Source organism: Coleofasciculus sp. D1-CHI-01 (genome assembly GCF_040218875.1).
GTDB lineage: Bacteria > Cyanobacteriota > Cyanobacteriia > Cyanobacteriales > Coleofasciculaceae > Coleofasciculus.
The window spans coordinates 39121-62681 of record NZ_JAVJQP010000039.1; the positions used below are offsets into that span (position 1 = coordinate 39121).

The window sequence follows — 23561 nt, forward strand, 5'->3', positions numbered from 1 at the left end:
TGTCAACAATTTATACTACGGTTAGAAATCGATGCTGATTAACCTCCTTCACCGCTTGTATTTCTTGTTCAATTCGGGTGAAACTCCAACCCAGTTCTGTTGCCATAGTCTCAGCACAATATTTAAGAATGTGAGGTTCAGGAACGCCAGCGCTACCCAGTTCTGTGCGGCGAAATATCACATCACTTAGGGTTTGCGCCATTTCTTCGCGAACGGCGTGAATCATCTCAGCTTTGAGAACGGCTAACTCATCTACTGGCATTTGCTGCTGGTGAAGATTATCCTCTAGGGACTGGAGGATATTAGGATAGACAGACCCATAGTTATAAACCAGACGGCGCATGGTTTCCTCAGTTAATCCATCAGGGGAATTCGTCAACGCCGTTTGCAAAAAAGTATCAAATCGTTCAATTTCTCCACCGTAAATGGGAGTGATATTAGAAACCGATTTTGGTGGTTTTTGTCCCCATGATGTGAACAGTTGATCTATTGCCTTTTCCGCCACATCTCTGGCGGTGGTATACTTCACGCCAATGATTGAGAGGAGTCCTAGCAATCCTTCACGGGCATGATCGTGGATGTGATACTGTTTTTCCAGTAGGGGTTCTCCCGTGTGGGAATCTACTCCGGTTCTGGGCAATAGTCCCCCGTGAACAAAATCAACGTCTTCGGGTTTGAGATTGGCAGGTGGATATGCCTGGTTAATTTGATCCAGCAAGTCTTGAATATCTGCTGTGGTAACCTGTAAATCATCGGGTTTTTCATCCCAAACTGTATAGGATGTACCGATTATTGATTTACCTCGCCAAGGGGCAATAAATAGGAAGCGACTCCCTTTATTCACTATGGCATCAGGGTCACGATAGCTATTGGTACTAGAAATTCCTACGGCATAGGTTTGGAATAGGGGACGAGTGACGAGGTTAACTGCTTTCGCTAGGGGTACTTTAACTGATAATGAGTGTCCCTGAAGCCAACCCAGAACCTGATTCATCCAGGGACCACTGGTATTGATGACGGTTTTGGCGCGGATGTCGAAGTGATCCCCGGTGAGGGTGTCTTTGGCTTTGATACCCGTGATGCGATTCCCTTGTTTGAGAAAGCCGATTCCTTCCACATAGTTGGCGACATCTGCACCCGCTTGTGCGGCAGACTGGAGAAATGAAAGGGGAAGTCGTTCTGAGTTGTAGACTTGAGCATCATAGAAGAGTGCGCCCCCCGTTAACCCTTCGTTGGGAATTCCCGGAAGCAACTGCTGACAGTCTTGAGCAGAAATGACGCGACCATTAGGAATATGTTTTTGGGGATCTGCGAGTTGGTTGCGATCGCAACTAATCATATCATTCACTGCCAGTGCCAGACTCAAGGCTTCTTTTCCCTTCATCCCATGTCCATAGGTGGGAATCAAAACTGGGAGTGGGTGGATTAAGTGAGGCGCAATCCGTAATAAGGTTCTGCGTTCCCTTATCGATTCCCGCATACGCCGAAAATCAGCATTTTGCAGATATCGCAATCCCCCATGAATCGTCTTTAAGCTGTTAGCAGAAGTGGCTGAGGCAAAATCCCCTTTCTCCACCAACGCCACGGATAAACCCCGCAAGCTGGCTTCCCAGGCGATGCAGGCACCATAGATACCACCGCCAATGATCAGTAAGTCGTATGTGTTTCTGGTTAAATTGAGCAGGTTTCTCTTCATGATATGATGCTCCTCACCCTGATTTTGATTAAACTAAGCTTCTAAACTTAACGCTCCGGTTGCACCCTCCACTACTCCTGCATACAACCAATCATAGAGAAGATTGAATTTTCGACAAAACACTTTATAAGTGTGACTCTGTTCAATAAATTGCTTTCCTGTGCTACCTAGTTTGAGACGTAAATCGGGATCATCAATCAGATGCACCATTCCCTGGGAAAAAGCTTGAGGATTGGGTGTAGCAAGCATAGCAATTTGGCTATTCAACACCTGGGTGTGAGTGGGTAAATCCGTCGCTAGTAAGGCTTTGCCGCTGTGTAGATAGGAATAAAGTTTCATGGGTGTATTCTTCCCTTTGACTCTAGGCGAGACGACAATATCAGCTTGTGCTAGATATAACCCTAGATCATCAACGGGTTTAGGTCCAAAAAAATGGACGTTTTCTAAAATGCCAAGTCGTTTAGCCTGCTGTTTGTACTTCTGAATGTCAGACGCCTCACCACCGATAATGACTAAATCAACCCGCTTATTTTCTTTTAAAGTCAAGGCAAAGCTTTCCAGGAGGAGATCTACCCCCTGATAGGTTTCCAGATTACCCACATACATAAGTAGTACATGGTTGATTCCTAGTTCAACTCTCAAATTACTCTGCATTTGCATACACCATCCTTTTTACAGAATCTCAGTCAGTTCAATAACGATATATCGGGGATAACCACCACATTTTTGGGCTTGTAGGCTTGAATATCAGTTGCTAATGCCTGACAAACCGCCACAACAACCGCCGCCTTTTGCACCGCTACTCGTTCACAAAAATTCAAAAATGAATTGAGTAATGTTAACTTGGGATACTTTTCGATAAGCTGCTGTGCTAGGGAAGAATCCATGTCATATACATAAGGAAGCTTGCAGAATAGATTCAGCATTAAGGCAATAAAGACCGATTCCTCTCCGGCATGAACCAAATCGTAGCGCTTACGGGACACCAAAGCGATGACTTTAATAATCATGAAAAAATCACAGACTAATTTCTTCCAGGAGAAACCTGGTCTAATGTTGTGAACAAAGGGTAGCCGTGGCGTCCGATGTATAGTTACGTTGGGATAATCAATATCGCGTCCTTCTGGATAAGTCACCATGTCAACCTGGTCTCCTCGTTCAGATAACACCCTTAAAACCAAGTTCACGGCAATGGGTGTACCCCGGTTTTGGTAAAATGGGTGGGGGGCTAGTAATAGAACATTCATCTGAGGAGAGCTTTTTTTTGAGCCAGATACAGTCCTTTTCTGAAAGCGACTTTTCTTAGCCGAGCGTCTTTTTTCTCTTGTCAGAGGTTTTTGGTTAATTAAAAACATTTCTTTCTCCTTTCTTAGGTTGATACTTATAAAGAATTTACAGTTATCGGTGGCAATAGGGAGAGCAAACAATCTTTACACTATGTCTATGATTCTCTCTCTAGAAGATACAAATCTTTACCTGGATTGGATTTTCCTATCCCTATTGCATATAAAAGAGATAACATATATGAATAAAATTTTTCTATTCTTGAAGAAAAAGTTTATGAAAACTATAAGTTTTGCTTTATAAGCAAAACTTATAGGCAAGAGTGGCTAGAAGGCAGAAGGGAAAGAGCAAGGTTGCAAGGAATAAGAATATAAGGGTTATTTCGGCGGACACGATATTATATTAGAGGATATCTAATTCGACACATTCTCCTGATCCCAGCGACTGTATCAGAACTATCAATCCAAAAAACATAAGAAAAATTTATACACCTTAAGAAGTAAGCCTATAGACTTACTTCATACAAGCTTTATAAAGCCCTAGTGAAAGAAGGTAGAAATACTTAGGGCTTGCTGAATAAGTGTTGTGGTGAGGGGAAGCTGGGGAAGCAGAGGGAGCTGGGGGAGCAATGGTACATTTTCGGTGATTCTATTGCCCTGGTTTTGACGGATATGCTCACATTTCCTTGAAGATGAACAACTGTCTTAAGGAAAATGCCTGAAACCTTTGCTGTTAAAGCCTTGCAATTATGGGCAATCATCAGGATATGCTATGAATAGCTGAATTAGCCCTCAGCCTCTTGACGCAATGCGGCAATAATCTGACTATTAGCCTTGGGAAACGGAAACTGGTCAATTTCCTCTAGGGTTACCCAACGGATTTCATCACATTCCAGGGCTTGAGGCACACCTGATAGATGACGAGAGTGATGGACAATCAACGTCACGCGAAAATGGCTATAGGCATGATCAACCGTGATTACGCGATCGCCTACTTCGATCTCAATTCCCAATTCTTCCCGAATTTCCCGCTTAATACAGTCTGCCACCGTTTCATCTGGCTCAATTTTGCCGCCAGGAAACTCCCATAATCCACCCAATAACCCCTGTGCAGGGCGGCGGTCAATTAAAATTTGTCCTTGATTGTTCCAAATCACGGCAACACCAATGATTTTGTGAGGTAAGGGGGTAGAGGCTTCACGCATGGGTAACTTAGATGCAATACCTAGATTGTACGCCTGACAGTAACCCTGCCAAGGACAATGGCAACAATCGGGGTTTTTGGGAGTACAGATAGTTGCCCCTAAATCCATTAACGCCTGATTAAACGTGCCAGGATGTTCTGGATCAAGCAACGTTTCCGAAAGTAGCCAAAGCTGTTTCGTTGCTTTAGCAGGTGGTACTGATAAAGCTACCAATCGTGCCAGAATTCGTTTCACATTCCCATCTAAAATTGGCACAGGTTGATTAAAAGCGGCGCTGAGAATTCCACCCGCCGTGGTTCGACCAATTCCTGGTAATGCTAAAACGTCACTCAGTTGATCTGGAAAAATTCCCCCGTAGTCCTGGATTATTTTTTGAGCGGCTTTGTGGAGATTTCTGGCTCTACTGTAATACCCTAATCCCTGCCAAACCAGAAGCACCTGTTGTAAATCCGCTGTCGCTAGCGCTTCGATGGTGGGAAATTCAGCCAACCAACGGTGATAATAAGGGATAACCGTTTTCACCTGGGTTTGCTGCAACATAATTTCCGAAATCCAGATCGGATAGGGATCGGTGCTACCTCGCCAAGGCAAGTCTCGACAGGCGTTGGCATACCAGGTTAAGAGAGTTTGTCGCTGGTTTTCTACAGATGAAATCGGCAGCCCAGCGAATGAGTCTGCCGATTTTCGATTTCGTCCCAATTATCCTAATTTCGTGTAGATGACTTTCTTTTCTTCTGCCTTCTTACTCTAGCCAGCATCTGCGCCGGAGGAATCGGTCTTTTGCAACGATTTTTCAAATGTCATGCGTTGTTCAGCTTTGCGTAGGAAATAACCACTGACCATTGCTGAGGCTAACAAACGTCCTAGATTCTCGCGGTTAGTATTAATAGTGACATCAAAATGGTCTGGAGGAATATTACCCAACAATCCCATCACATTACGTTCCATGACCTGAAACACATCAGCAGAGGTGGGTTTGGATAAATGGGAAACGGTTTCTGGACTCAACGATTGTACGTACTCCCACAAAAGATTATTGTCTCCATCGCCTTCAAAAAATTCTGGGACGCGATCAGATTTGTTTTTCACCGTTTACCTCCGAGCAACAGGTCTCTATCTCTAACTTAACAAGGGATAATTGATAATCAGGTAGGTGGAACCGAACCCATAATATCGGGTTGTCTCATAAGACCAATGACATAAGACCAATGATATAAGACCAACTAACTCACTGCAATATATTCGCGCATATCGGCTTGGCGCTTGCGAAGCTTAGACAGCGCTTCCCGTTCAATTTGGCGGACTCGTTCCCGGCTGATTTTGAGTTGATCTCCAATCTTGGCGAGTGTCATAGGTTGACCATCAACTAGACCAAAGCGTAGCATTAGCACTTCACGTTGCTGTTCGGTTAAATCCGCCATTAACTTCTCCAGATCGACTTGCATGGCTGAATAGGTAGCAAAATCTTCTGGCGAAGGTCCGCTGTCTTCGAGCAGTTCTCCTAATTCCGTATCTTGATTATCGCCGACTCGTAAATCTAACGACAGAGGTTGACGGGCTTTTTCCAGGTAGTCCCGGACTTGCTTTGGTGTCAGGTCTAATTCTGTCGCCAACTCTGAGATTGTAGCGCCACGCCCTAGCTCCTGGGAAAGGTAGCGCTGGGCTTTTTTGATTTTGTTCAGCTTTTCGGTGATGTGGATCGGTAAGCGAATCGTTCGTCCTTTCTCCGCGATCGCACGGGTAATCGCTTGACGAATCCACCAATAGGCGTAGGTGGAAAAACGATACCCTTTAGTCGGGTCAAATTTTTCTACGCCCCGTTGCATGCCAATCGTACCTTCCTGAATTAAGTCCAGCAAGTCTACATTGCGCTTGATATATTTCTTGGCGACGGAAACCACCAGACGTAAATTGGCTTCCACCATCTTGCGCTTAGCCGTTTGACCCGCCCTGATGCACGATTGTAACTCGGCTTCCGATAGGGACGAGGCTTTTGCCCACTCGCACAGCGTTGGTTCGTAACCTAATTGTTCAAACAGCGACTCTTTGGTTTGCTCTAAGGCACTTAAACGCTGGACTTGTTTTCCATACAATATCTCTTGCTCGTGGGTCAACAGGGGTACACGACCAATTTCTTGGAGGTAAGTGCGGACAAGGTCTGTAGAGGTCTGAGCAGTTTTCATAGCGATCGCTATATCTATATTATGAGTGGAGTTCAAGCAACTAAGCTCCTGTTCAGGAGGGTTCACCTCAGGCTGGGGTGAACGATTCTCTATGAGAGAAATGTTAAGTTTTATTTCAATAGGGGGAAATAGATTGATTAGAAAACTCGAAATGTGTATGACTGGGTGAGTTACAAGCCCCCATTCCTAACCCAGATTTAGAATTGGCTATCTATCCGATTTGTTTTTGCCTCTGCTTATTGCATACGTTATATCTGACACTAGCTAACACTTCGTTAAATATTGTAACATATCTTAATCAAAAGCCGTCCATCTAGAGCTGGGGGAGATGAGGGAGATGAGGGAGCTGGGGGAGCTGGGGGAGATGGGGAAGTTGGGGAAGTTGGGAGTTAACTCAAAACTATACCTTACCCTGTTCCCTGTTCTCTGTTCCCTGACAAATGACGAAGGACAAATGACGAAGGACAAATGACGAAGGACAAATGACTCAAACCCTCTGGATTGCCCGACACGGAAATCGCCTCGACTTTGTTAACCCTGACTGGTTTAACACAGCAGAACGTCCTTATGATCCCCCGTTATCAGACGATGGCGTTGGTCAAGCGCGGGAATTAGGTCAACGGTTACGCGGGGAGAGGATTAAGCACATTTTTGCCTCACCGTTTTTGCGAACGGTACAAACCGCGAACCAAATTGCTCAGATTTTGGACTTACCCATTAAGATGGAGGCGGGTTTGAGTGAATGGCTGAATCCGGAATGGATGAGAACAGAGCCAGAACGACTGTCTGTTGAGGAATTAAAACAGCGTTTTCCCTGTATTGATTCGGGGTATACCTCCCGCGTCATCCCTCAGTATCCAGAAACAAACGAGAAAGTGCTAGAACGCACCGCTCAAACAGCTCGCCTGCTGACCACAGAATTCGGAGACGATATCTTATTAGTGGGTCATGGTGCTTCAGTCGTCGGTGCAACCTGGGGATTAATTCCAGGTCAACCCGAAGTGAACGCCGCTTTATGCTGTTTGGTCAAACTCGTGCGTCATCAGGAAAAATGGGTGATGGAACTCAACGGGGATACCTCTCACCTCAGTCAAACTGAGAAGGTAATTCGATTTCACTAACGTTAAGATTTTATGACATTAATACTGGCAGGAGATATCGGCGGGACGAAAACGATTTTGCGACTGGTGGAGGATTCAGACTCGGAATCGTTATCGGTTCTCCATGAAGCCCGTTATCATAGCCGTGATTTCCCTGACTTAGTACCGATTGTCCAGACATTTGTATCGGAAGCGGGACAAAAGCTACAACGGAAACTGAGCATTGACAAAGCCTGTTTTGCGATCGCAGGTCCTGTGGTCAACGATACCTCTAACTTGACCAATTTAGCCTGGGTGTTGGACGCTAGACGGTTAGAGGAAGAACTCGCGATCGCTAAAATCACTCTGCTCAATGATTTTGCGGCGGTTGGCTACGGGATTCTCGGCTTAGAGGCGGATGACTTATGTACGCTGCAACAGGTTAATCCTCAATCGGATGCGCCAATTGCGGTCATTGGTGCAGGTACAGGGTTAGGACAAGGATTTCTGATTCAGAACCAGGACAGGTATCAGGTTTTCGCGTCCGAAGGCGGACATGCGGATTTTGCCCCCCGCACTGAACTGGAGTTCCAACTTTTACAATATTTACGCGAGAAGTACGATATTCAGCGCATTTCCGCCGAACGAGTGGGTTCCGGTCAAGGAATTGTCGCCGTTTACCAGTTTTTGCGCGATCGCGAATTTGCCCACGAATCTCCAGATATTGCCCAAGTTGTTAGAACCTGGGAACGGGAAATGGGACGCAGTGAGAAAAGCGTTGATCCGGCGGCGGAGATTTCTAAAGCAGCACTGCAAAAGAGTGACTATCTCAGTGAACAGACCTTAAAAATGTTTGTGGAAGCCTATGGTGCCGAAGCCGGGAATCTAGCACTCAAACTCTTACCCTACGGGGGGTTATATATTGCTGGCGGGATTGCGGCTAAGATTTTGCCCTTGATGCAGGATGGTAGTTTCTTGCGAACCTTCACGGAAAAAGGTCGGGTTAGTCCCCTGCTGGAAAAGGTTCCGGTTCATATTGTGATGAATCCCCAGGTTGGGCTAATTGGTGCAGCAATATGCGCCTCTCGATTGTAAGTTGCTCAAAACGTTTTCGGTTGAGGAGCATGTCACCTTTTTAGGTTGGGTTCTTGGAATAATAGAGTTAAACTATTGTCAATTCCTTGACTCAGGTTAAAATCTAGGTCTGATCATCAAACAAGCTGTTATTCCAGAAAACAGACATTTGATGATTAGTGTTTCACCTGAGAAAACAGGATAAATTGTACTTACAGTAGGCTTTAGGATAGCGACAGAAATAATCATGAATCAGCGCGGTGTAACGATATGGTTCACGGGTCTAAGTGGTGCGGGTAAAACCACCATTACCCAAGCATTAGCCAAAACCTTGCAAGACAAGGAGTGTAAGCTAGAAGTTTTAGACGGCGACATTGTTCGTCAGAATCTCACCAAAGGCTTGGGCTTTAGCAAAGAAGACCGCGACGAGAATATCCGTCGCATTGGTTTTGTGTCTCACCTACTAACCCGTAATGGTGTAATCGTTTTGGTATCGGCTATCTCGCCCTACCGGACAATTCGAGAAGAGGTACGCCAAAAAGTTGGTGATTTTCTAGAAGTTTATGTTAATGCTCCCCTGGCAACCTGTGAAGAACGAGATGTCAAGGGATTATATAAACGCGCCCGCGCTGGAGAAATTCTTGGGTTTACCGGAATTGATGATCCTTACGAACCGCCACTCAACCCAGAAGTGGAATGCCGCACTGATCAGGAGGAGTTATCTGATAGTGTAGCCAAAGTTTTGCAAAAGCTGGAAGAATTGGGTTATTTGCCAAAGCAGCTTGCAACTGAAGGCGCTTAAAGACTCGTTCAAGAAGGTAGACAGCAGACGGCTACTTGTTTAGGGTTTTATTTAGGGGCTGCTGAATAAGTGTTGTGGTGGGGAGAGGGAACAGGCAACAGGCAACAGGCAACAGGCAACAGGTTCATCGCCCTGTCTTCGCCAGATTCTGCATCGCCTCTTCCCAGAAATGCTCTTGATGTAGAACTTCCTTGGAGCCAAAACCTTGCACTTGCTTCAGCTTTAATAGCCTTCTAAACCTTGATGGCTAAGGGTTTCCGGCTTTTACAGTAAATCCGATTTAGTCTCTGGTTAATGGGTGAGTTATTTCCGCCACGCTGCACGATTAGCGTCCCTTTGTAACCCTAGCCGTCAAAAGCAGTAGAGACGTTTCGGCGGAACGTCTCTAAATAGTGCGGCACGTCTCTAAGAAATTAATAAAAATCCTAATATGAAATTAACGATAACTCGGATTTTTTTAGGTGTTGCTGCCCTGTTCGGCCGTCTATAACTCTATCACATTCTGTGCTTATTTGTTATCTTCCATGAACGCAAGCCATCTTGTAAGTTGGCTGAAAAGCCCTATGGTGACAACAACATTCCAACCGCAGGGGATTCGCTGCCCAACTTTTAAAATCAGGGGCTAGTCGAATCATCTTTTGCAAGATTGTATCGTCGATCCACAAAACAAGTGGAAAAGGAAACTGTTTGCGAAACTCTTCACGCACCAGATTAGTTGCACTCAAGACTTGATCAACAGCAACCACCGAATCAAGACCAAAAACAACGACAGCCGGAGGTGGGGGTTCATCCACGGCTGCGCGTAAGGCGGTAAACAGAGTATCCCCAGAGGGAGGCAGGATCACACCCTGAATGGGAAGTGCAGAGAATTCTTGTAACTGGTTTAATACGGATAGTGGTTGGGGTGAAAAGTTGCAGCACACCAAAATCAGGGCAAAATGACCTTGGGACATAATGATTGCTCTGGCAAGCTTTCTCAGGGATTTTCCGTTATTGGCGTTGAAAGCTTGTGCTTCTATATTAGTCATAGGAAGATGCTGACAGTTTTTCCTAATTTGAATGGTTGGATTCTATCTAAGTTTTTCCTCGTAATTATTTGTATTTTTAAATAAAAAATTAATCCAACTTCCTAATTTCTAATAAATCTTAGGGGATAAGTGAGTATGAACCGATAGAGGACAACAAGGTGTCGATCTTCCAATCCGTTCAATTGTAATAAAACTTAACACTTCCATCCAGTGCAGATTTTCTGAGCTAGGGCGGACGTCTCTAGTGCAGCATGGCTCTAAATAGCTGACCAGCTAATCTCCCCAGTTCTCCCGCACCTGGAACCCTCCTGCTCCCTCTTGTTTCCCCGTCTTGTCATCCTGAACCTTTCCACTCATTTAACGCCAAGTTTTGTTAACCTAGCCGATGGAGAGATGGAGATGGGTTCAGCCGTTTAAGGTTCTTTATCCCAAAACCTGCTGGGGCAATCATGAGGAAATGGGGGAGATCGGCTAAGATTCCTGACTTAAAGACAGTATTACTCACAAAATACACCTTAAATGTGAAATTTTTGGGTAAGTCTTGGGAGTACCCCAGCCGGAAAATGTTGAAAAACTTAAAATATTATGCCAATTCGTCATGTCATTGACCGACAATACAAAAATGTTTGTAGCCAAAAATACAAAAAGTTTCGGAGTAACGTTCCAAATCAGTCAGAGTCCCAAAACTCAAAACGACTCTCCCAGTCTTGATCCGACAGCCCATGGCGATAAGTCGCTTTGGCAACCTTTGCCTAACTCAGCGAGTCATTCCTGATCAGGAAGGTGTGTAGCCCGTCAATAGAATAGTGATATCTCTAGATTTGCTCCTTTTATGAAACAGTTGGTCAAAACATTATTTACAGCCTTTGCCAATGGGCTAGTTGCTTTTAGCCGTGCTTGTGGGCATCAGGCTTGGTTAATGTTTCTGTTTATCTTGGGCTTGTGCTTAGCCTTATGGCTGCCAACCCTAGCTTACGCTCAAACGCGGCTGAGTGATATCCAAGAAAATTGGGCGCAATCGTGCATTGAACAGTTAGCACAGCAGCAGATTATTCGTGGTTATCCAGATAACCGTTTTCAACCCAATGCCCCTGTAACTAGGGCTGAGTTTGCTGCTATGCTAGGTAAAGCCTTTCCGGATGCGCCAGAGATACGCACGGGCGGAAAATTTGCCGATGTGCCAACTCAACACTGGGCAAGCCAAGCGATTCGCCAAGCCTATCAAACCGGATTTTTAGCGGGCTATCCGGGCGGACTATTCCAACCCAATCAACCGATCCCCCGTGTGCAAGCCTTAGTCTCTTTAGCCAGTGGGTTGAAGTATGTTCCCCAGCAACCTGCCGTTGAAACCTTGATATCAGCCTTTGAAGATGTTAATGCGATTCCCAATTATTCCCAAGGCGCGATCGCAGCCGCGATAGAAAACCAGCTTGTAGTTAATTATCCCAGCGTGCAAACCTTTAACCCGAACCAAAATGCGAGTCGGGCTGAAATTGCCGCTTTTTTGTGCCAAGCGACTCAAACCGCTGAGTTGATCCCCTCCCAGTACATTGCCAAAGTCGAGACTCAAGTTCCCAATTTGGCTCAAGCTGAGTTACGTGGGGTGTGGCTGACGAATATTGATAGCCAAGTCTTATTTTCTACTCAAGGCATTACCAACGCCATTCAACGCCTAGATCAACTCAACTTCAACACCGTCTATCCTACCGTTTGGAACTGGGGTTATACCCTCTACCCTAGTCAAGTGGCTGAACGGGAAATTGGGCGGGCGGTAAGGCTAGTGACTCCTTTGGATGAATCCCTTGATCCCAATCAGGGAACCCAAGGACGAGATATGGTCAAGGAAATCATCCAACAAGCTCATCAAAAGGATATGAGGGTGATTCCCTGGTTTGAATTCGGGTTTATGGCACCGGCTGACTCGGAGTTAGCCAAACGTCACCCCGATTGGCTGACGCAAAATCGTCAAGGTGTGAAGATTCAACCAGAAGGAAGTCACGATCGCGTCTGGCTTAATCCCTTTCACCCGGAAGTGCAGCAGTTTATCCAGGATTTAGTGGTTGAGTTAGTCAACAACTATGACATTGATGGGATTCAATTCGACGATCACTTCGGTTTGCCCTCTGAGTTTGGTTATGATCCCTTGACAATTAAGCTCTATCAACAAGAGCATCAAGGTCAATCCCCTCCCCGTGATCCCAACGATCCAGAATGGGTGCGCTGGCGGGCGAACAAGATTACCGACTACTTAACCCAACTTTTCCGAGCGATTAAAGCGCAAAAGTCGGATGTGATTATCTCCCTGTCTCCCAATCCTCAAGATTTTTCTTATGAATTCTTTCTCGCCGATTGGTACACCTGGGAACGCCGGGGTTTAGTCGAAGAGTTGATTGTCCAGATTTATCGCAATGACTTTGATCGGTTTATTGCAGAACTCGAACAGCCGGAAGTCCAGGCGGCGCGGCGTCATATCCCTGTGGGGATCGGGATTTTAGCCGGGTTAAAAAATAAGCCCATTTCGTTATCACAAATTCAAAAGCAAGTGGAAGCTGTGCGTCAACGGGGATTTGCGGGGGTGTCATTCTTTTTCTACGAAACCCTGTGGGACAATGCGCCCGAACCCTCACCTCAACGTCAGGCAGCGTTTCAGGCACTCTTCCCTCTACCTGCGCGATCGCCGGAAATTTCAGCGGATTGGGAAGTCTCTGATTAGCTTGTTTCGCCGGAAGCCCCACACCATACCTGTACTCAGGTTGGTGTAGGAGTATGTCACAAAGGGCTTTAAGTAGGTGGGGACAATTAAAGGCGGGCGGTGGGGATCGTCATTCGTTATACTCGCTATCGCGAGAAGCAAGCTACGTCATTCGTCCTTTGTATACGCTGACGATCCCAAAATCGTGCTAACCTACTTACTAGAATCAACGTTACTGCTTTCTAATTTAACCACGGAACCAGAAGCATCCGTGCGATAGATCCAGCGGTGTTGCCCCTTGGCAACAGCCACTTGCCATCCAGATACAGGTATCTGCTGACAAGAGGCTTCTGCCTCAGCCAATTCTAGGCAATTATCAGACCAGGTATGGGGTTGCACATCAACCAGGTCGAGTTTCGAGGAAGGCACTCGTGTATGCTCGGAGGCGTGTTGCAAAACAATATGACCAATTGCCGTAGATAGCTGAGGATTCACCTGAGGAGACTGATTTCTCATCCCTTTATTCTTGGGTGATAGATGACCCGCACTAAAGGACAAAATCAGAGTAAAGGCAATGGCTTGAAGAATTAGACGAGGTTGGATGGCCTTGTTTTGAATGGTTGATGTTTCCGAGTTAGTTGGTTTAATCGTTTTCATCACAAATCTTACATAAGGGGGCTCGAGTTGGGATAGCGTACCAATCGGTAGATCACAGCACCCCAATGCCGAGTTAGTCCGGAATCTAGCCGCTTATTCCGGTTGCAGCATTTTAGAATCGATTGCTATAAAATTTTTAACGGGAACAAAGAAATATGTTGTTTGATTGGACGCTACCCAATGGCAACATCTACAGAATCAAGTCAAACGTTGTTCTGTTCGCTTAACTCAATCCTTATAGTTTGTCAGTCTAGTCACTCGGCTTGACAGAGAATTGGCTTTTCTACAACTTTAAACAGGGTGAGCTGCTAGAGTATAAGGGGTCACAGAAGAGCAGGTATAGTGTTGTGAGCAAGGGGTTCTATGGTTGAGCAAGTGATTAACAAGCTCTTTTTAAGCTAGGCTTGAAGTTTATCCCTCAAGCTGACGTTGTACCGTTCCTATCGGTCAGCGTTTGGTAGATGACTCTTGCTGCGTTTACCCTTAGCTATTCTTAGTCATATATTATTTTAACTGATAAAACAATATATTTCTAGCCGCTAAAGACCCAGATGCTTATAAACTAACTGTTATAAAGACTACATTCGCGATGCACCCCCAGCCAATTTCTCCGGCAACCTTTGGCTGATCACAGCAAACCTCACCTACAATGATCCCTGTTCAGCCTTACTGATGTGTACTCCTCCCCTGCTAATGAAAGAAATGAGGAATCGGGCAAGTAATAGAAATTAGGTAAGTTTAATCGATAAGAATAAATTATGAGTACAACGGACGATGCACGGCAATATGCACCTGCGACTCAACGCAACCGCGAACCGATTCTTGAGATTCTACGTCGCGTACTGCCTGCAAAAGGTACAGTTTTAGAAGTTGCTAGTGGCACAGGGGAACATGCTGTTTTCTTTGCCCCCCGTCTAAAGCCGCGTCAATGGTTACCTTCTGATGCTAATCCTCTGATGCGTGCCAGTATTGCAGACTGGTCTGCTTACGAACCTGCTGATAATCTTTACCCACCCTTAGATATTGATGTGCAGACACCGAGTTGGTCTGTAGAGAAGGAGTCACCTGTTGATTGGGAAACCTCACCGTTGAAGGCGATAGTCAGCATTAATTTGATTCACATCGCCCCTTGGTCAGCGTGCTTGGGACTGATAGCCGGGGCAAGTCGTCTGCTTCCTCCAGGGGGTGTTCTCTATTTATATGGCCCATTCAAGCGCAATGGACAGCATACTGCTGCCAGTAATGCTGCCTTTGATGCCTCGTTGCAGGCGTCCAATCCAGACTGGGGTGTGCGTGACCTTGAGGATATTGTGGCAATCGCCCAAGATCAGGATCTAGTCTTGGATCAAATCTACCCGATGCCTGCAAACAATCTTTCAGTCGTCTTTCATCATACTTGAGCGGTTTGTGTTGCTTTCTCCAAAAGATTGGTACGAATACATCCGCTATACCAAGTCCAGTTTGGTTGAGAGTCTAAGGGATTGTATTGCGCCCAAATCTTGCCGCTATGGGTTTGATAAAAGTCTACAATTTCTGCTGTCGCCTTACCTCCCCAAGGCGCTTTTACTGTAATCGAGTCGCCTTTGTGAAACAGTTCGCCAGCTTCATTTGTCGCTTCTGTCACTGGAGGGGGTGGCGGTTTCTTTTCAACGGATTTGGCAGGGATAGGTTTGGGTTTAATGGCTAGATAGGGTTTCTTTTCTGCCGTTGGAGGATTAGCTAGAGTAGAACTCTGGGTTGACGTTTCGGGTTTCTTTTCTGCCGTTGGAGGATTGGCTAGAGTAGAACTCTGGGTTGACGCTTCGGGTTTCTTTTCTGCCGTTGGAGGATTAGCTAGAGTAGAACTCTGGGTTGACGTTTCGGGTTTCTTTTCTGCCGTTGGAGGATTAGCTGGAGTAGAACTCTGGGTTGACGCTTCGGGTTTCTTTTCTGCCGTTGGAGGATTAGCTAGAGTAGAACTCTGGGTTGACGCTTCGGGTTTCTTTTCTGCCGTTGGAGGATTGGCTGGAGTAGAACTCTGGGTTGACGCTTCGGGTTTCTTTTCTGCCGTTGAAGGATTGGCTGGAGTAGAACTCTGGGTTGACTCTTCAGCTTCAGCTTGAGCTTGAGGAGGATTAACCTCAGTGCTGTCCTGGGTTGATTCCTCAACTGTTTTCGTGGATTCAGATGTCTCTGACGTTTCAGGAACATTCGACGTCAAAGATTCGATATTGGTTTTTTTGCGGCTGGATTTTTTTTTGCGAGCCATAGCAGTCTGGTAGTTGTCAGCTTATTAGAACCTGAATTTTTCTGTAGGGGGTGGGGGTATTACCCCTCATCCCATCCTAGACGAGTTGGGTTAGTGTATATATCTGGGGTGCATCTACATTTACCCCATAATACTCAGAGCTTCAGGAAATTCCATATATTGATCCTCTCGCTTTCCCATAGAGGAAGTCGTGTAGAGGAAGTCGTGTAGAGGAAGTCGTGGAAAGCAGAATTCGAGTTATTCTCAGGATTAAAGATATATCATCGCTGGCGCAGCCTTGCGTGAATGTTCTACTACCGGAACAGAGCAGGAGATTTAGCGATCGCCAATAGATTTGACCTTGGCGTTAGTATAGCATCGCTGCCAGTCCTCGCCTCAGGATGGCGTAATATCATGTCCGGTTGAATACCCATAATTACGGTGAGGGGGAGATGGGGAGATGGGGAGAAGTTTTTATTATGGGTGATTTGCCGGACATAATATAATTAATAGCGATATTTGGTATGTCAGTAGCTTCGCTTCACGCGACGGACTGCTATGGATAACGATTATATGATTTATCAGTCATTCCCTGCTTCACACTATCGAGTACCAGTTTAGAGTAACTTTTGACTGCCTCCAGAAATTGACAAACGGCATTCTTCTCTGGTTCTAATCCCAGTGCATCTAAACTCTCTAAACAATTGTCCCAGCGAATCAGATAACTTTCATCCCGTTTACTACACTGAATCACGCCCACCACACCCCCCAACTCTTCGGCAAAAACTGCGCCGCCGCTGGTTTATGAATCAACTTTCGTATCAATTCGATGGGATACAAAGGTAGACTGTTATTGGGGTAATTGATTCCAAGGATTTGTCGCGGTTACGGTTTGGATGCGATAGGTGGGTAGAATTTTAACAGGCGCACTGGGGCGAATGGTTGGGGCGGAAAAGTTAATTCCTTCGAGAAAATATTTCTGTTGTGAGGGCGGAAATCCATAAACCGTTATCTTTTCGATTGTACCCAGATGCAATTAAACCCGCCCTGATTCACAGGTTTTGTGTTTTCCGGTGAATTGTTAGGTATGGGGGAGTTATCTTATTTCATCATAGATGATGTTTGGTTCTGGTGTTTGGGTATGACGAAAGGTTTTGGCTGGGTTCTTGGGGTTTGATAGGCTAAGGTTCCTTTACTACGAACGACGAACGACGAATGACAAAGGAATTTGGTTTTGTCCTGGGATTTTGATAGGCTAAAGCCATTACTACGAACTACGAACTACGAATTGGGTGGAGTTTTTTGGCTTAAGTCCCATTCAATGGTGATTTTGACATTGGCTTGAGCGCTTCCTTTCGTGACAAAGGGGATTCCGGTTTCTCCCCCGGTTTGTAAGCCAAATTCCAAGGCGACTTTTATTTATTCAATCTAATGGATAATATTGGTCACTCCAAAACCTCCACAATACCCGATCGCCCATCAATCCTTACCCGTTGCCCATTGCGGAACATTTGAGTCGCATTATGAATATCCATCACCGCTGGAATCCCATATTCCCGCGCCACGATCGCGCCATGGGATAGCCGCCCCCCAACTTCAGCAATTAAGCCACCTGCACGCGCTAATAAGGGTGCCCAACCCGAATCAGTATACGGGACAACCAGAATCGTTTGGCGGTCAATTTCTGGAACTGATTGTAAGTTATCTAAAACTCGAACCCAACCTTCCACTTGTCCAGCGCTTGCACCAATTCCCACAAGACGCTGTTGAGCGGGTTCGGATTGAGTTTGCATCAGAAATGAAACGGCGGGAGGATTCCCATAGAATAGAGGCGGAACACTGCGTAATTGACGATGCTCATCTAACTGCGATCGCCGATAGTTAATCAATCTGGGAAGTTCCTCTCGCAAAACCCGATCGGTTTCAGCGATTAGACGCTGAATCTCCGCAAATTCTAAGAAGAAAATATCCCCAGCTTCAGAGAGTAAACCGGATTCTAACCACCGCTTTTCTAGGGCGACAAAACTCCAACGCAAGTCGGCTAAAAATTGGGAATAGACTTCAGTCACTCGCCCTTTTAAATTCAACCGCGCTTGTACCACTTCCGCTTTCCAGCGCTGACGCTTGGGCGGTTTAGGTGTTGGGGGAGGATCACATAAAAACTGGGCAAAGAGTTGTCGTATCGGTCGCGGGTCTTCTTTCCATCTGGGAACGGCAATATCTGTGGCGACATCGCTGAGATAGCCATATTGTGACAGAAATTGGTCGAATTGTTCTAAAACACTTTGAGCATCGGGAATTTCTGACAAGGCGGTAAAGACAGAAGCGTGATTATCACAATTAATTTGTTTGGGACTTAATAAATGGCGGGTATCATCAGCTAATTGGGCGAGCGATCGCAAACTGGCAATTTCTGGAGTTTGGCTACTATCTAATTCTTCATCTTTTACCTTGAGCAACGCTTGTCGCAGGGAGAGACTTAATGGAGCCAGAATACTATAGTATGTGGCTCGTTGTAATTCCGATAAAATTTGGTTCACTCGTTCCAGAATTTCGGCGTCTGATAATTCCGAAACCGATTGCTCTTGTAGTTGACGCAAAGCCGTAGCAAAATGGTGTTGATAATCTTGCTCAAAATCCTTATCTAAATTCCATTCCCGACCCAATAGACGCAATAATCCGGGGAGGTTCCGCAGCGTAGATTTCAGGGGTGGTTTAGAAAATTTCGCTCCCCTTGTCAGAAACTCCAAACTTTCTGGCGGTAAACCCATGCGCCGGAAAATATCACCTAACAATGTGGCATTAAAATAGGCGCGAGCATAATGCAGCGTAGCAGTTTGATCAAACTCCAATCCCTGCGATCGTTCTTTTAACACGATGGTAAAAATTTCCCCCCAAACGCCACAGGTGAGGGGACGATTAATTGACCAGGTAAGGGGTCGAATCAGTCCGGGAATTACCTCCGCCGCAATCTTGCGCGTCCAGATGGGTTGGAGATTGGTAATTGGTCGCGTTTGTAGTAGCCATAACTGCTGACCGTCATAGGTCCATTCAATATCTTGGGGAATCCCATGATAGCGGTCTTCCAATTCCCGCGCTAAAATTGCCACCTCTTGGATTAACGCTGGGGGTAAATCCCCATCTCCTTCAATTTCAACCGATGGGGAACGATTATCTCTATTCTCCTGTTGATCAAGTGGGGCGGGTTTCGTCGAGTTATCGGTTTTGTCCTCAAGGTTATCGGTTAAACCCGCCCCTACAAGCTGGGGTTGCTGGAAAAATACCCGATACTGTTCTGGGGTAACTTGACCGGATACAATTTGGGAGGCATCTCCAGGTAATCCTTCGATGACGACGGTGTCTTGGTGTTGCTGCATCGGGTCACGACTAAAGGCGACACCGGAAAATACCCCTGGGATTTGTTTTTGAATTAAGACAGCCATCGCCGTGTCTGGCAAATCCCGGTTACGGCGATACCCTCTGGCGACGGGGTTATGATACGAGGCTAAGACTTGGGTAATCGCTTCCTGTAAAGCGGGGCGGCTGGTTACCTGTAAAACCGTTTGATATTGTCCGGCGGATGAAGAGAGTTCCGCATCTTCGCCGATAGCTGAGGAACGAACAACAAGGGGATCGGATTCTGAAACCGGGAGATATTTGACCAAGGGTTGCATATCATCCCCTGGTGGTAAGATCCATCCCTGTGGTACAGCGTAACCCCAGCGCTTAAGCTGGGACAAGGTAGCGGCTTTTGAGCCAACCTGTTGGGGATCAAGTTCGCGCTCAAGTGGAATAATAGCTTTATCGCCTCGGAAAAAACGAAACACTGATTTAGATTCTGATTTTGCCTGTTCTGTGGGAAGGTCTAAGTCATCGGGAATTTTCTGATAAATCCAACCGATAATTAGACTCAGCGCGATCGCACTGACAATTCTAGCGGAATCATGGGGATGTAACAGCGCCAGAATGAAGGGAAATAGGACTAAAACACCATAGCGTCCCATCGTGCGATCGCGGATAATCGTAAAGCCAATGCCCCCAATTAAAAATACCAATAACGCGACGCGCCAGTCATGCACCACAAATCCCCAGACCACATTTGTGGTTCCCGCCCCTTTGCCCATCCAGTAGCGCCCCATCACCAGCATAATCAGGGCAATGATTTCCCAGGTGGGTTCTGTGGGGAAGAAATAACGCGCCAGCAAGACAGCCACAATTCCCTTCAAGGCTTCTGATAATACGGCTAAGATACCCACCCAACGTCCACCGTGGTAGAACGCGGCGGAGACAGATACATTACCCGTACCGACTTGAGAGAGTTGGCGTCTAGTGAATAGGTAGGTAATCCAGGAAATCAGGGGAAGTCCACCTAGTAGGGGACAGAGGACAAAAATGAGTAAAGCACCCCAAACCTGTGTTAGCGTCATGAGACATTTATTACAGTGATTTCCTTAAAAATCGTCATCATCTTCTGTTGATAGAGAACTAACCTATCCGTGAAATCAGTGTCACTAACCTCTCACCCCCCTACCGCCATCTTTTCAATAAATCCGTGAAATCAGTGTTTTAAGGACGCGGATACTTAGACGCGGGTTCAAAGTAGCGTACTGGCTCACCCTTCAACGCCTGACTCATAAAGTCGCGCCAAACGGGTGCAGCAAATCCACCCCCAGTCGCTCCACCGCCTAATGGTCTGTAGTTATCATTACCAATCCAAACCGCCGTCGCTAATTGTGGTACATAGCCGACGAACCAGACATCCCGTTCTGAACTGGTTGTTCCCGTCTTCCCAGCCGCTGGGCGTCCAATTTGAGCAGCGGTTCCGGTTCCACCTTGAATCACCCCTTGGAGAACAGCATTCAGTGAAGCCGTTGCCCAGGGATCAAGCACGAGGCGGGGTTTTGGGGTATTGTCTAATAACACATTGCCCATACTATCGGTTACCCGGACAATGATCGTCGGGTCAGAATGCCAACCCGTATTAGCAAACGTGGCATAAGCTCCTGCCATTTCCAAGGGCGTCATCCCAATCGCACCAAGGGGTAAGGAGGTGACGGGTTCCATGGGGCTTTTAATCCCCAGGGTGCGGCATACTTCAATCACTTTATCTAACCCAACGGCTCTGCCAAGCTTAACGGCTGGCACATTTCGTGACTGAACCAACGCACTACGAATACTCATCGCCCCACCGAAACCACCGCCATAGTTTCTGGGCGAATACCAGCCACTCCCATCCCGGTAACTGACGGGGGTATCCATCACTGTGGAATAAGGCGTATATTTACCACTGGCAAAAGCTGTGTAGTAAACAAAGGGTTTAAACGCTGAACCCGGTTGACGGCGAGATTGAATCGCTCGGTTAAATTGGCTCTTTTCGTAACCGATACCCCCCACCAAAGCTTTGACATAATGGGTGCGCGGATCAACGGCTGCTAATGCTACTTGGTCAGCGTATAGCCCTCGGCGGCGCAAGTTACTGTGAGCGCGAGCAATGGTTTTTTCCGCCATGCGCTGGAAATTGTAATCCACTGTGGTTTGGACACGCATCCCCCCTTTGAGAACCGCATCGCGACCAAATCGCTCATTCAACTCCGCGACAACGGCTTCGGTGATGTAGGGAAGCTGACTGGTTTGCCAGGAAGTGGGCTTACCCACGCCCAATGGTTGAGCTAATGCCTCTTTTTTCTCCACAGCCGTAATCCATCCCAATTCCTCCATGCGACCCAGGACAATTGCTTGCCGTTTTTTGGCTAAGGGATAGTTGACAAAGGGACTATATTCTTCCGGAGACTGAATCAATCCAGCCAGCATGGCGGATTCTGCCAGGGTTAAGTCGGTGGCGGGCTTGGCGAAGTAACTTTCAGATGCGGTTTGGATGCCATAATTGTTATGACCCCAATAGATCTGATTCAGATACATTTCCAATATCTGGTCTTTGGTGAAGATTTGCTCCAACCGGATTGCCATAACTGCTTCGGCAATTTTACGCGAGAACTTTCTATCCCGAGACAGAAACAAATTTTTCACCAGCTGCATAGTCAAGGTAGAACCGCCTTCAACCACAGCCCCCTTCTCCCAGTTGGCTAAAAAGGCTCGACCCACACTGTTGGGGTTAACGCCATGGTGAATATAGAAGTGGCTATCTTCCATGGCAATCACCGCTCGTTTGAGATTGGGGCTAATGTTTTCTAACTTAACCACCTCTCGATTGGCTTCACCATGGAGGCTAGCCAGGTGCTTCCCCTTGACATCGTAGACGTAGGTCGTTTCGGTGGGAACATAGCCCCTGAGGACTCTCACATCGGGAAGATTGCGGAAGCTTGTCGCCAAGCCCACTAGCCCACCAGCCACAACCGAGCTAGTTAGCATTGTAATGCCGAGAATGGTTCCGCCTGTTACCTGAGCGACTCCTTGCACGAATCGGAAAGCGGGTGGCAATCCGTTTTTACTATCTCTTTGTTGTTTTTGTTGGATGGTACTAGACGACACTGTGATTTCACTTCCTCACTCAAGAAAAAAATACTGAATGGCTGTGTGGGAGGCAACCTTAGGGGGGATACGTTCTATACCTTCTATAGATGATTACAGAAATTTATGGCAAAGTCAGGATTAGCGATCAATTCGGTTTGGGCGATTCTTGACCCCTGTAGACGTTGCTCCCAGCGTTGAATCAGTGGACGGGTTCTCCCTTAGATCTTAATATTAAGCCTGAGATAATCGTTCATGATAACAAACCGAAATATTTTGGCTTTTGGCTGCAAAAATGGTAACATTGCCGTTCTGGATTGGCATAAAAAACGGTAAATCGTGACATCCTCCCACACCAAATCGGAGATTAGGCTGTGGGCTTCCCAACCTCACGATTGGGCATTGCTCCCCTACGCCAGTTATCTAGGCACATAGCCCCCGACACCTCAACTTGAGAGCCAATTTCTTGCTTTTCCAGAGTCCCTGGATACGTTTCTATACCTCGATTACAGATTTCTTGAGCTGAAGCAATGTCCCGATCTACCTCGTATTTGCATTCAGGACAAGAATGTATTCTCTCAGAGAGTTCTTTCCTGACCGTGATTCGGCAATTCGGGCAAGTCTGGGAAGTACCTCGGCAATCTACTTCGCCTACAAATACTCCTCGCTTCTTACCGACCCACTTAAGGATAGAGCGAAACTGCCCAAAACCAGCATCAATCGTCTGCTTACCCAGAAAACCCTTTGCCATGATTCGGAAATCTATGTCTTCAACAAATATAGTATCCGCCATGTCACAAAGCTTATGGGCAAGTTTATACTGGTAATCCTTCCGCTGGAGTGCGATGTGATTGTGCTGCTTCTCTACCTTCTTCCTGGCTTTCTCGTAATTCTTGGAACGCTTTTTTTTCTTCGCTAACCGACGCTGTAGCACTTTCAGCCGCCTTTGTTCGGTTTTGAAGAATTTACGTCCAGGTTCGACAAATCCATCACTGGTCGCCAGATAGGAAAGCAAACCCACATCTACCGCTTCTAAAAGTCTGGACACATCTACCCACAAGTAGACAACCTTGGACAAAACTCAGCGGTATAAGTTTATACTAGCGCTTACTTTTAGTGCGTTGCCGCTTCCCTGTTGAGGGTTGACCAAAAACTCCCAGTTAGAGA

19 protein-coding genes and 2 pseudogenes are annotated in these 23561 nt (G+C 46.4%); 6 read left to right on the plus strand and 15 right to left on the minus strand.

The window, feature by feature from the left end:
• Positions 1 to 10: 10 nt before the first annotated feature.
• From RIB93_RS07620 to RIB93_RS07645, 6 genes are all read right to left on the minus strand, one after another.
• The gene (locus RIB93_RS07620) at positions 11 to 1696 is read right to left on the minus strand and encodes an FAD-dependent oxidoreductase (RefSeq protein ID WP_446371847.1); all 1686 of its coding nucleotides are present in this window, start codon (positions 1694 to 1696) and stop codon (positions 11 to 13) included.
• Positions 1697 to 1729: 33 nt separating this feature from the next.
• Complete coding sequence (locus RIB93_RS07625) at positions 1730 to 2356, minus strand: glycosyltransferase (RefSeq protein WP_446371849.1); 627 nt, start codon at positions 2354 to 2356, stop codon at positions 1730 to 1732.
• 26 nt (positions 2357 to 2382) lie between these two features.
• Positions 2383 to 2943: a glycosyltransferase family 4 protein gene (locus tag RIB93_RS07630; protein ID WP_446371851.1), complete on the minus strand. Its 561-nt coding sequence runs from the start codon at positions 2941 to 2943 to the stop codon at positions 2383 to 2385.
• An 821-nt stretch (positions 2944 to 3764) separates the two neighbouring features.
• On the minus strand, positions 3765 to 4883 hold the full coding sequence (gene mutY / locus RIB93_RS07635; protein WP_446371853.1) for an A/G-specific adenine glycosylase: 1119 nt from the start codon (positions 4881 to 4883) through the stop codon (positions 3765 to 3767).
• A 48-nt stretch (positions 4884 to 4931) separates the two neighbouring features.
• Complete coding sequence (locus RIB93_RS07640; RefSeq protein WP_446371855.1) at positions 4932 to 5273, minus strand: DUF760 domain-containing protein; 342 nt, start codon at positions 5271 to 5273, stop codon at positions 4932 to 4934.
• A gap of 134 nt (positions 5274 to 5407) precedes the next feature.
• Entirely contained in the window at positions 5408 to 6367 is a 960-nt protein-coding gene (locus RIB93_RS07645; RefSeq protein ID WP_446371857.1) for an RNA polymerase sigma factor, RpoD/SigA family, read from the minus strand.
• A gap of 482 nt (positions 6368 to 6849) precedes the next feature.
• Between RIB93_RS07645 and RIB93_RS07650 the strand changes: the two genes are divergently transcribed.
• From RIB93_RS07650 to cysC, 3 genes are all read left to right on the plus strand, one after another.
• On the plus strand, positions 6850 to 7488 hold the full coding sequence (locus RIB93_RS07650) for a histidine phosphatase family protein (RefSeq protein WP_446371859.1): 639 nt from the start codon (positions 6850 to 6852) through the stop codon (positions 7486 to 7488).
• A gap of 12 nt (positions 7489 to 7500) precedes the next feature.
• A complete protein-coding gene (locus RIB93_RS07655) occupies positions 7501 to 8541 on the plus strand; it encodes a glucokinase (protein WP_446371861.1) in 1041 nt (346 codons plus the stop codon).
• Positions 8542 to 8767: 226 nt separating this feature from the next.
• On the plus strand, positions 8768 to 9322 hold the full coding sequence (cysC, locus tag RIB93_RS07660; protein WP_446371863.1) for an adenylyl-sulfate kinase: 555 nt from the start codon (positions 8768 to 8770) through the stop codon (positions 9320 to 9322).
• 515 nt (positions 9323 to 9837) lie between these two features.
• Here the strand turns inward: cysC and RIB93_RS07665 are convergent.
• Entirely contained in the window at positions 9838 to 10350 is a 513-nt protein-coding gene (locus tag RIB93_RS07665) for a hypothetical protein (protein WP_446371865.1), read from the minus strand.
• 622 nt (positions 10351 to 10972) lie between these two features.
• Here RIB93_RS07665 and RIB93_RS07670 point away from each other — a divergent pair.
• Positions 10973 to 11125 carry a hypothetical protein gene (locus RIB93_RS07670; RefSeq protein ID WP_446345891.1) on the plus strand — a complete coding sequence of 51 codons (153 nt, stop codon included), beginning with the start codon at positions 10973 to 10975 and terminating at the stop codon, positions 11123 to 11125.
• Positions 11126 to 11182: 57 nt separating this feature from the next.
• Entirely contained in the window at positions 11183 to 13063 is a 1881-nt protein-coding gene (locus RIB93_RS07675; protein ID WP_446371867.1) for a glycoside hydrolase family 10 protein, read from the plus strand.
• A 192-nt stretch (positions 13064 to 13255) separates the two neighbouring features.
• Here RIB93_RS07675 and RIB93_RS07680 read toward each other — a convergent pair whose 3' ends face one another.
• Positions 13256 to 13699 (minus strand): hypothetical protein, encoded by a 444-nt coding sequence (locus RIB93_RS07680; RefSeq protein ID WP_446371869.1) that lies wholly within the window; start codon positions 13697 to 13699, stop codon positions 13256 to 13258.
• 758 nt (positions 13700 to 14457) lie between these two features.
• Here RIB93_RS07680 and RIB93_RS07685 point away from each other — a divergent pair.
• A complete protein-coding gene (locus RIB93_RS07685; RefSeq protein WP_446371871.1) occupies positions 14458 to 15099 on the plus strand; it encodes a DUF938 domain-containing protein in 642 nt (213 codons plus the stop codon).
• On the opposite strand, the gene RIB93_RS07690 is transcribed toward RIB93_RS07685, so the two are convergent.
• The 7 genes and pseudogenes from RIB93_RS07690 to RIB93_RS07720 form a co-directional block, all read right to left on the minus strand.
• The gene (locus RIB93_RS07690) at positions 15090 to 15947 is read right to left on the minus strand and encodes a hypothetical protein (protein ID WP_446371873.1); all 858 of its coding nucleotides are present in this window, start codon (positions 15945 to 15947) and stop codon (positions 15090 to 15092) included. The genes RIB93_RS07685 and RIB93_RS07690 overlap by 10 nt on opposite strands.
• Positions 15948 to 16482: 535 nt before the next feature.
• Positions 16483 to 16680 carry a hypothetical protein gene (locus tag RIB93_RS07695; RefSeq protein ID WP_446371875.1) on the minus strand — a complete coding sequence of 66 codons (198 nt, stop codon included), beginning with the start codon at positions 16678 to 16680 and terminating at the stop codon, positions 16483 to 16485.
• Positions 16681 to 16776: 96 nt separating this feature from the next.
• Positions 16777 to 16962, minus strand: coding sequence for a hypothetical protein (locus tag RIB93_RS07700; protein WP_446371877.1), 186 nt, complete (start codon positions 16960 to 16962; stop codon positions 16777 to 16779).
• Positions 16963 to 17207: 245 nt separating this feature from the next.
• Positions 17208 to 17342 (minus strand): annotated as a pseudogene (locus RIB93_RS07705) (CU044_2847 family protein); the annotation flags it as partial.
• Positions 17343 to 17371: 29 nt separating this feature from the next.
• The gene (locus tag RIB93_RS07710; RefSeq protein ID WP_446371879.1) at positions 17372 to 20353 is read right to left on the minus strand and encodes a glycerol-3-phosphate acyltransferase; all 2982 of its coding nucleotides are present in this window, start codon (positions 20351 to 20353) and stop codon (positions 17372 to 17374) included.
• Between the two features lie 139 nt (positions 20354 to 20492).
• Positions 20493 to 22415 (minus strand): transglycosylase domain-containing protein, encoded by a 1923-nt coding sequence (locus RIB93_RS07715; protein ID WP_446371881.1) that lies wholly within the window; start codon positions 22413 to 22415, stop codon positions 20493 to 20495.
• A gap of 346 nt (positions 22416 to 22761) precedes the next feature.
• Positions 22762 to 23421, minus strand: a pseudogene (locus tag RIB93_RS07720) (RNA-guided endonuclease InsQ/TnpB family protein); the annotation flags it as partial.
• Positions 23422 to 23561 lie beyond the last annotated feature (140 nt).

Coding starts and splice junctions, on each gene's coding strand:
- RIB93_RS07620 (WP_446371847.1), bottom strand. CDS start 1,696: ATGAAGAGAAACCTGCTCAATTTAACCAGAAACACATACGACTTACTG.
- RIB93_RS07625 (WP_446371849.1), bottom strand. CDS start 2,356: ATGCAAATGCAGAGTAATTTGAGAGTTGAACTAGGAATCAACCATGTA.
- RIB93_RS07630 (WP_446371851.1), bottom strand. CDS start 2,943: ATGAATGTTCTATTACTAGCCCCCCACCCATTTTACCAAAACCGGGGT.
- RIB93_RS07645 (WP_446371857.1), bottom strand. CDS start 6,367: ATGAAAACTGCTCAGACCTCTACAGACCTTGTCCGCACTTACCTCCAA.
- RIB93_RS07650 (WP_446371859.1), top strand. CDS start 6,850: ATGACTCAAACCCTCTGGATTGCCCGACACGGAAATCGCCTCGACTTT.
- RIB93_RS07655 (WP_446371861.1), top strand. CDS start 7,501: ATGACATTAATACTGGCAGGAGATATCGGCGGGACGAAAACGATTTTG.
- cysC (WP_446371863.1), top strand. CDS start 8,768: ATGAATCAGCGCGGTGTAACGATATGGTTCACGGGTCTAAGTGGTGCG.
- RIB93_RS07665 (WP_446371865.1), bottom strand. CDS start 10,350: ATGACTAATATAGAAGCACAAGCTTTCAACGCCAATAACGGAAAATCC.
- RIB93_RS07670 (WP_446345891.1), top strand. CDS start 10,973: ATGTTTGTAGCCAAAAATACAAAAAGTTTCGGAGTAACGTTCCAAATC.
- RIB93_RS07675 (WP_446371867.1), top strand. CDS start 11,183: ATGAAACAGTTGGTCAAAACATTATTTACAGCCTTTGCCAATGGGCTA.
- RIB93_RS07680 (WP_446371869.1), bottom strand. CDS start 13,699: ATGAAAACGATTAAACCAACTAACTCGGAAACATCAACCATTCAAAAC.
- RIB93_RS07685 (WP_446371871.1), top strand. CDS start 14,458: ATGAGTACAACGGACGATGCACGGCAATATGCACCTGCGACTCAACGC.
- RIB93_RS07690 (WP_446371873.1), bottom strand. CDS start 15,947: ATGGCTCGCAAAAAAAAATCCAGCCGCAAAAAAACCAATATCGAATCT.
- RIB93_RS07710 (WP_446371879.1), bottom strand. CDS start 20,353: ATGACGCTAACACAGGTTTGGGGTGCTTTACTCATTTTTGTCCTCTGT.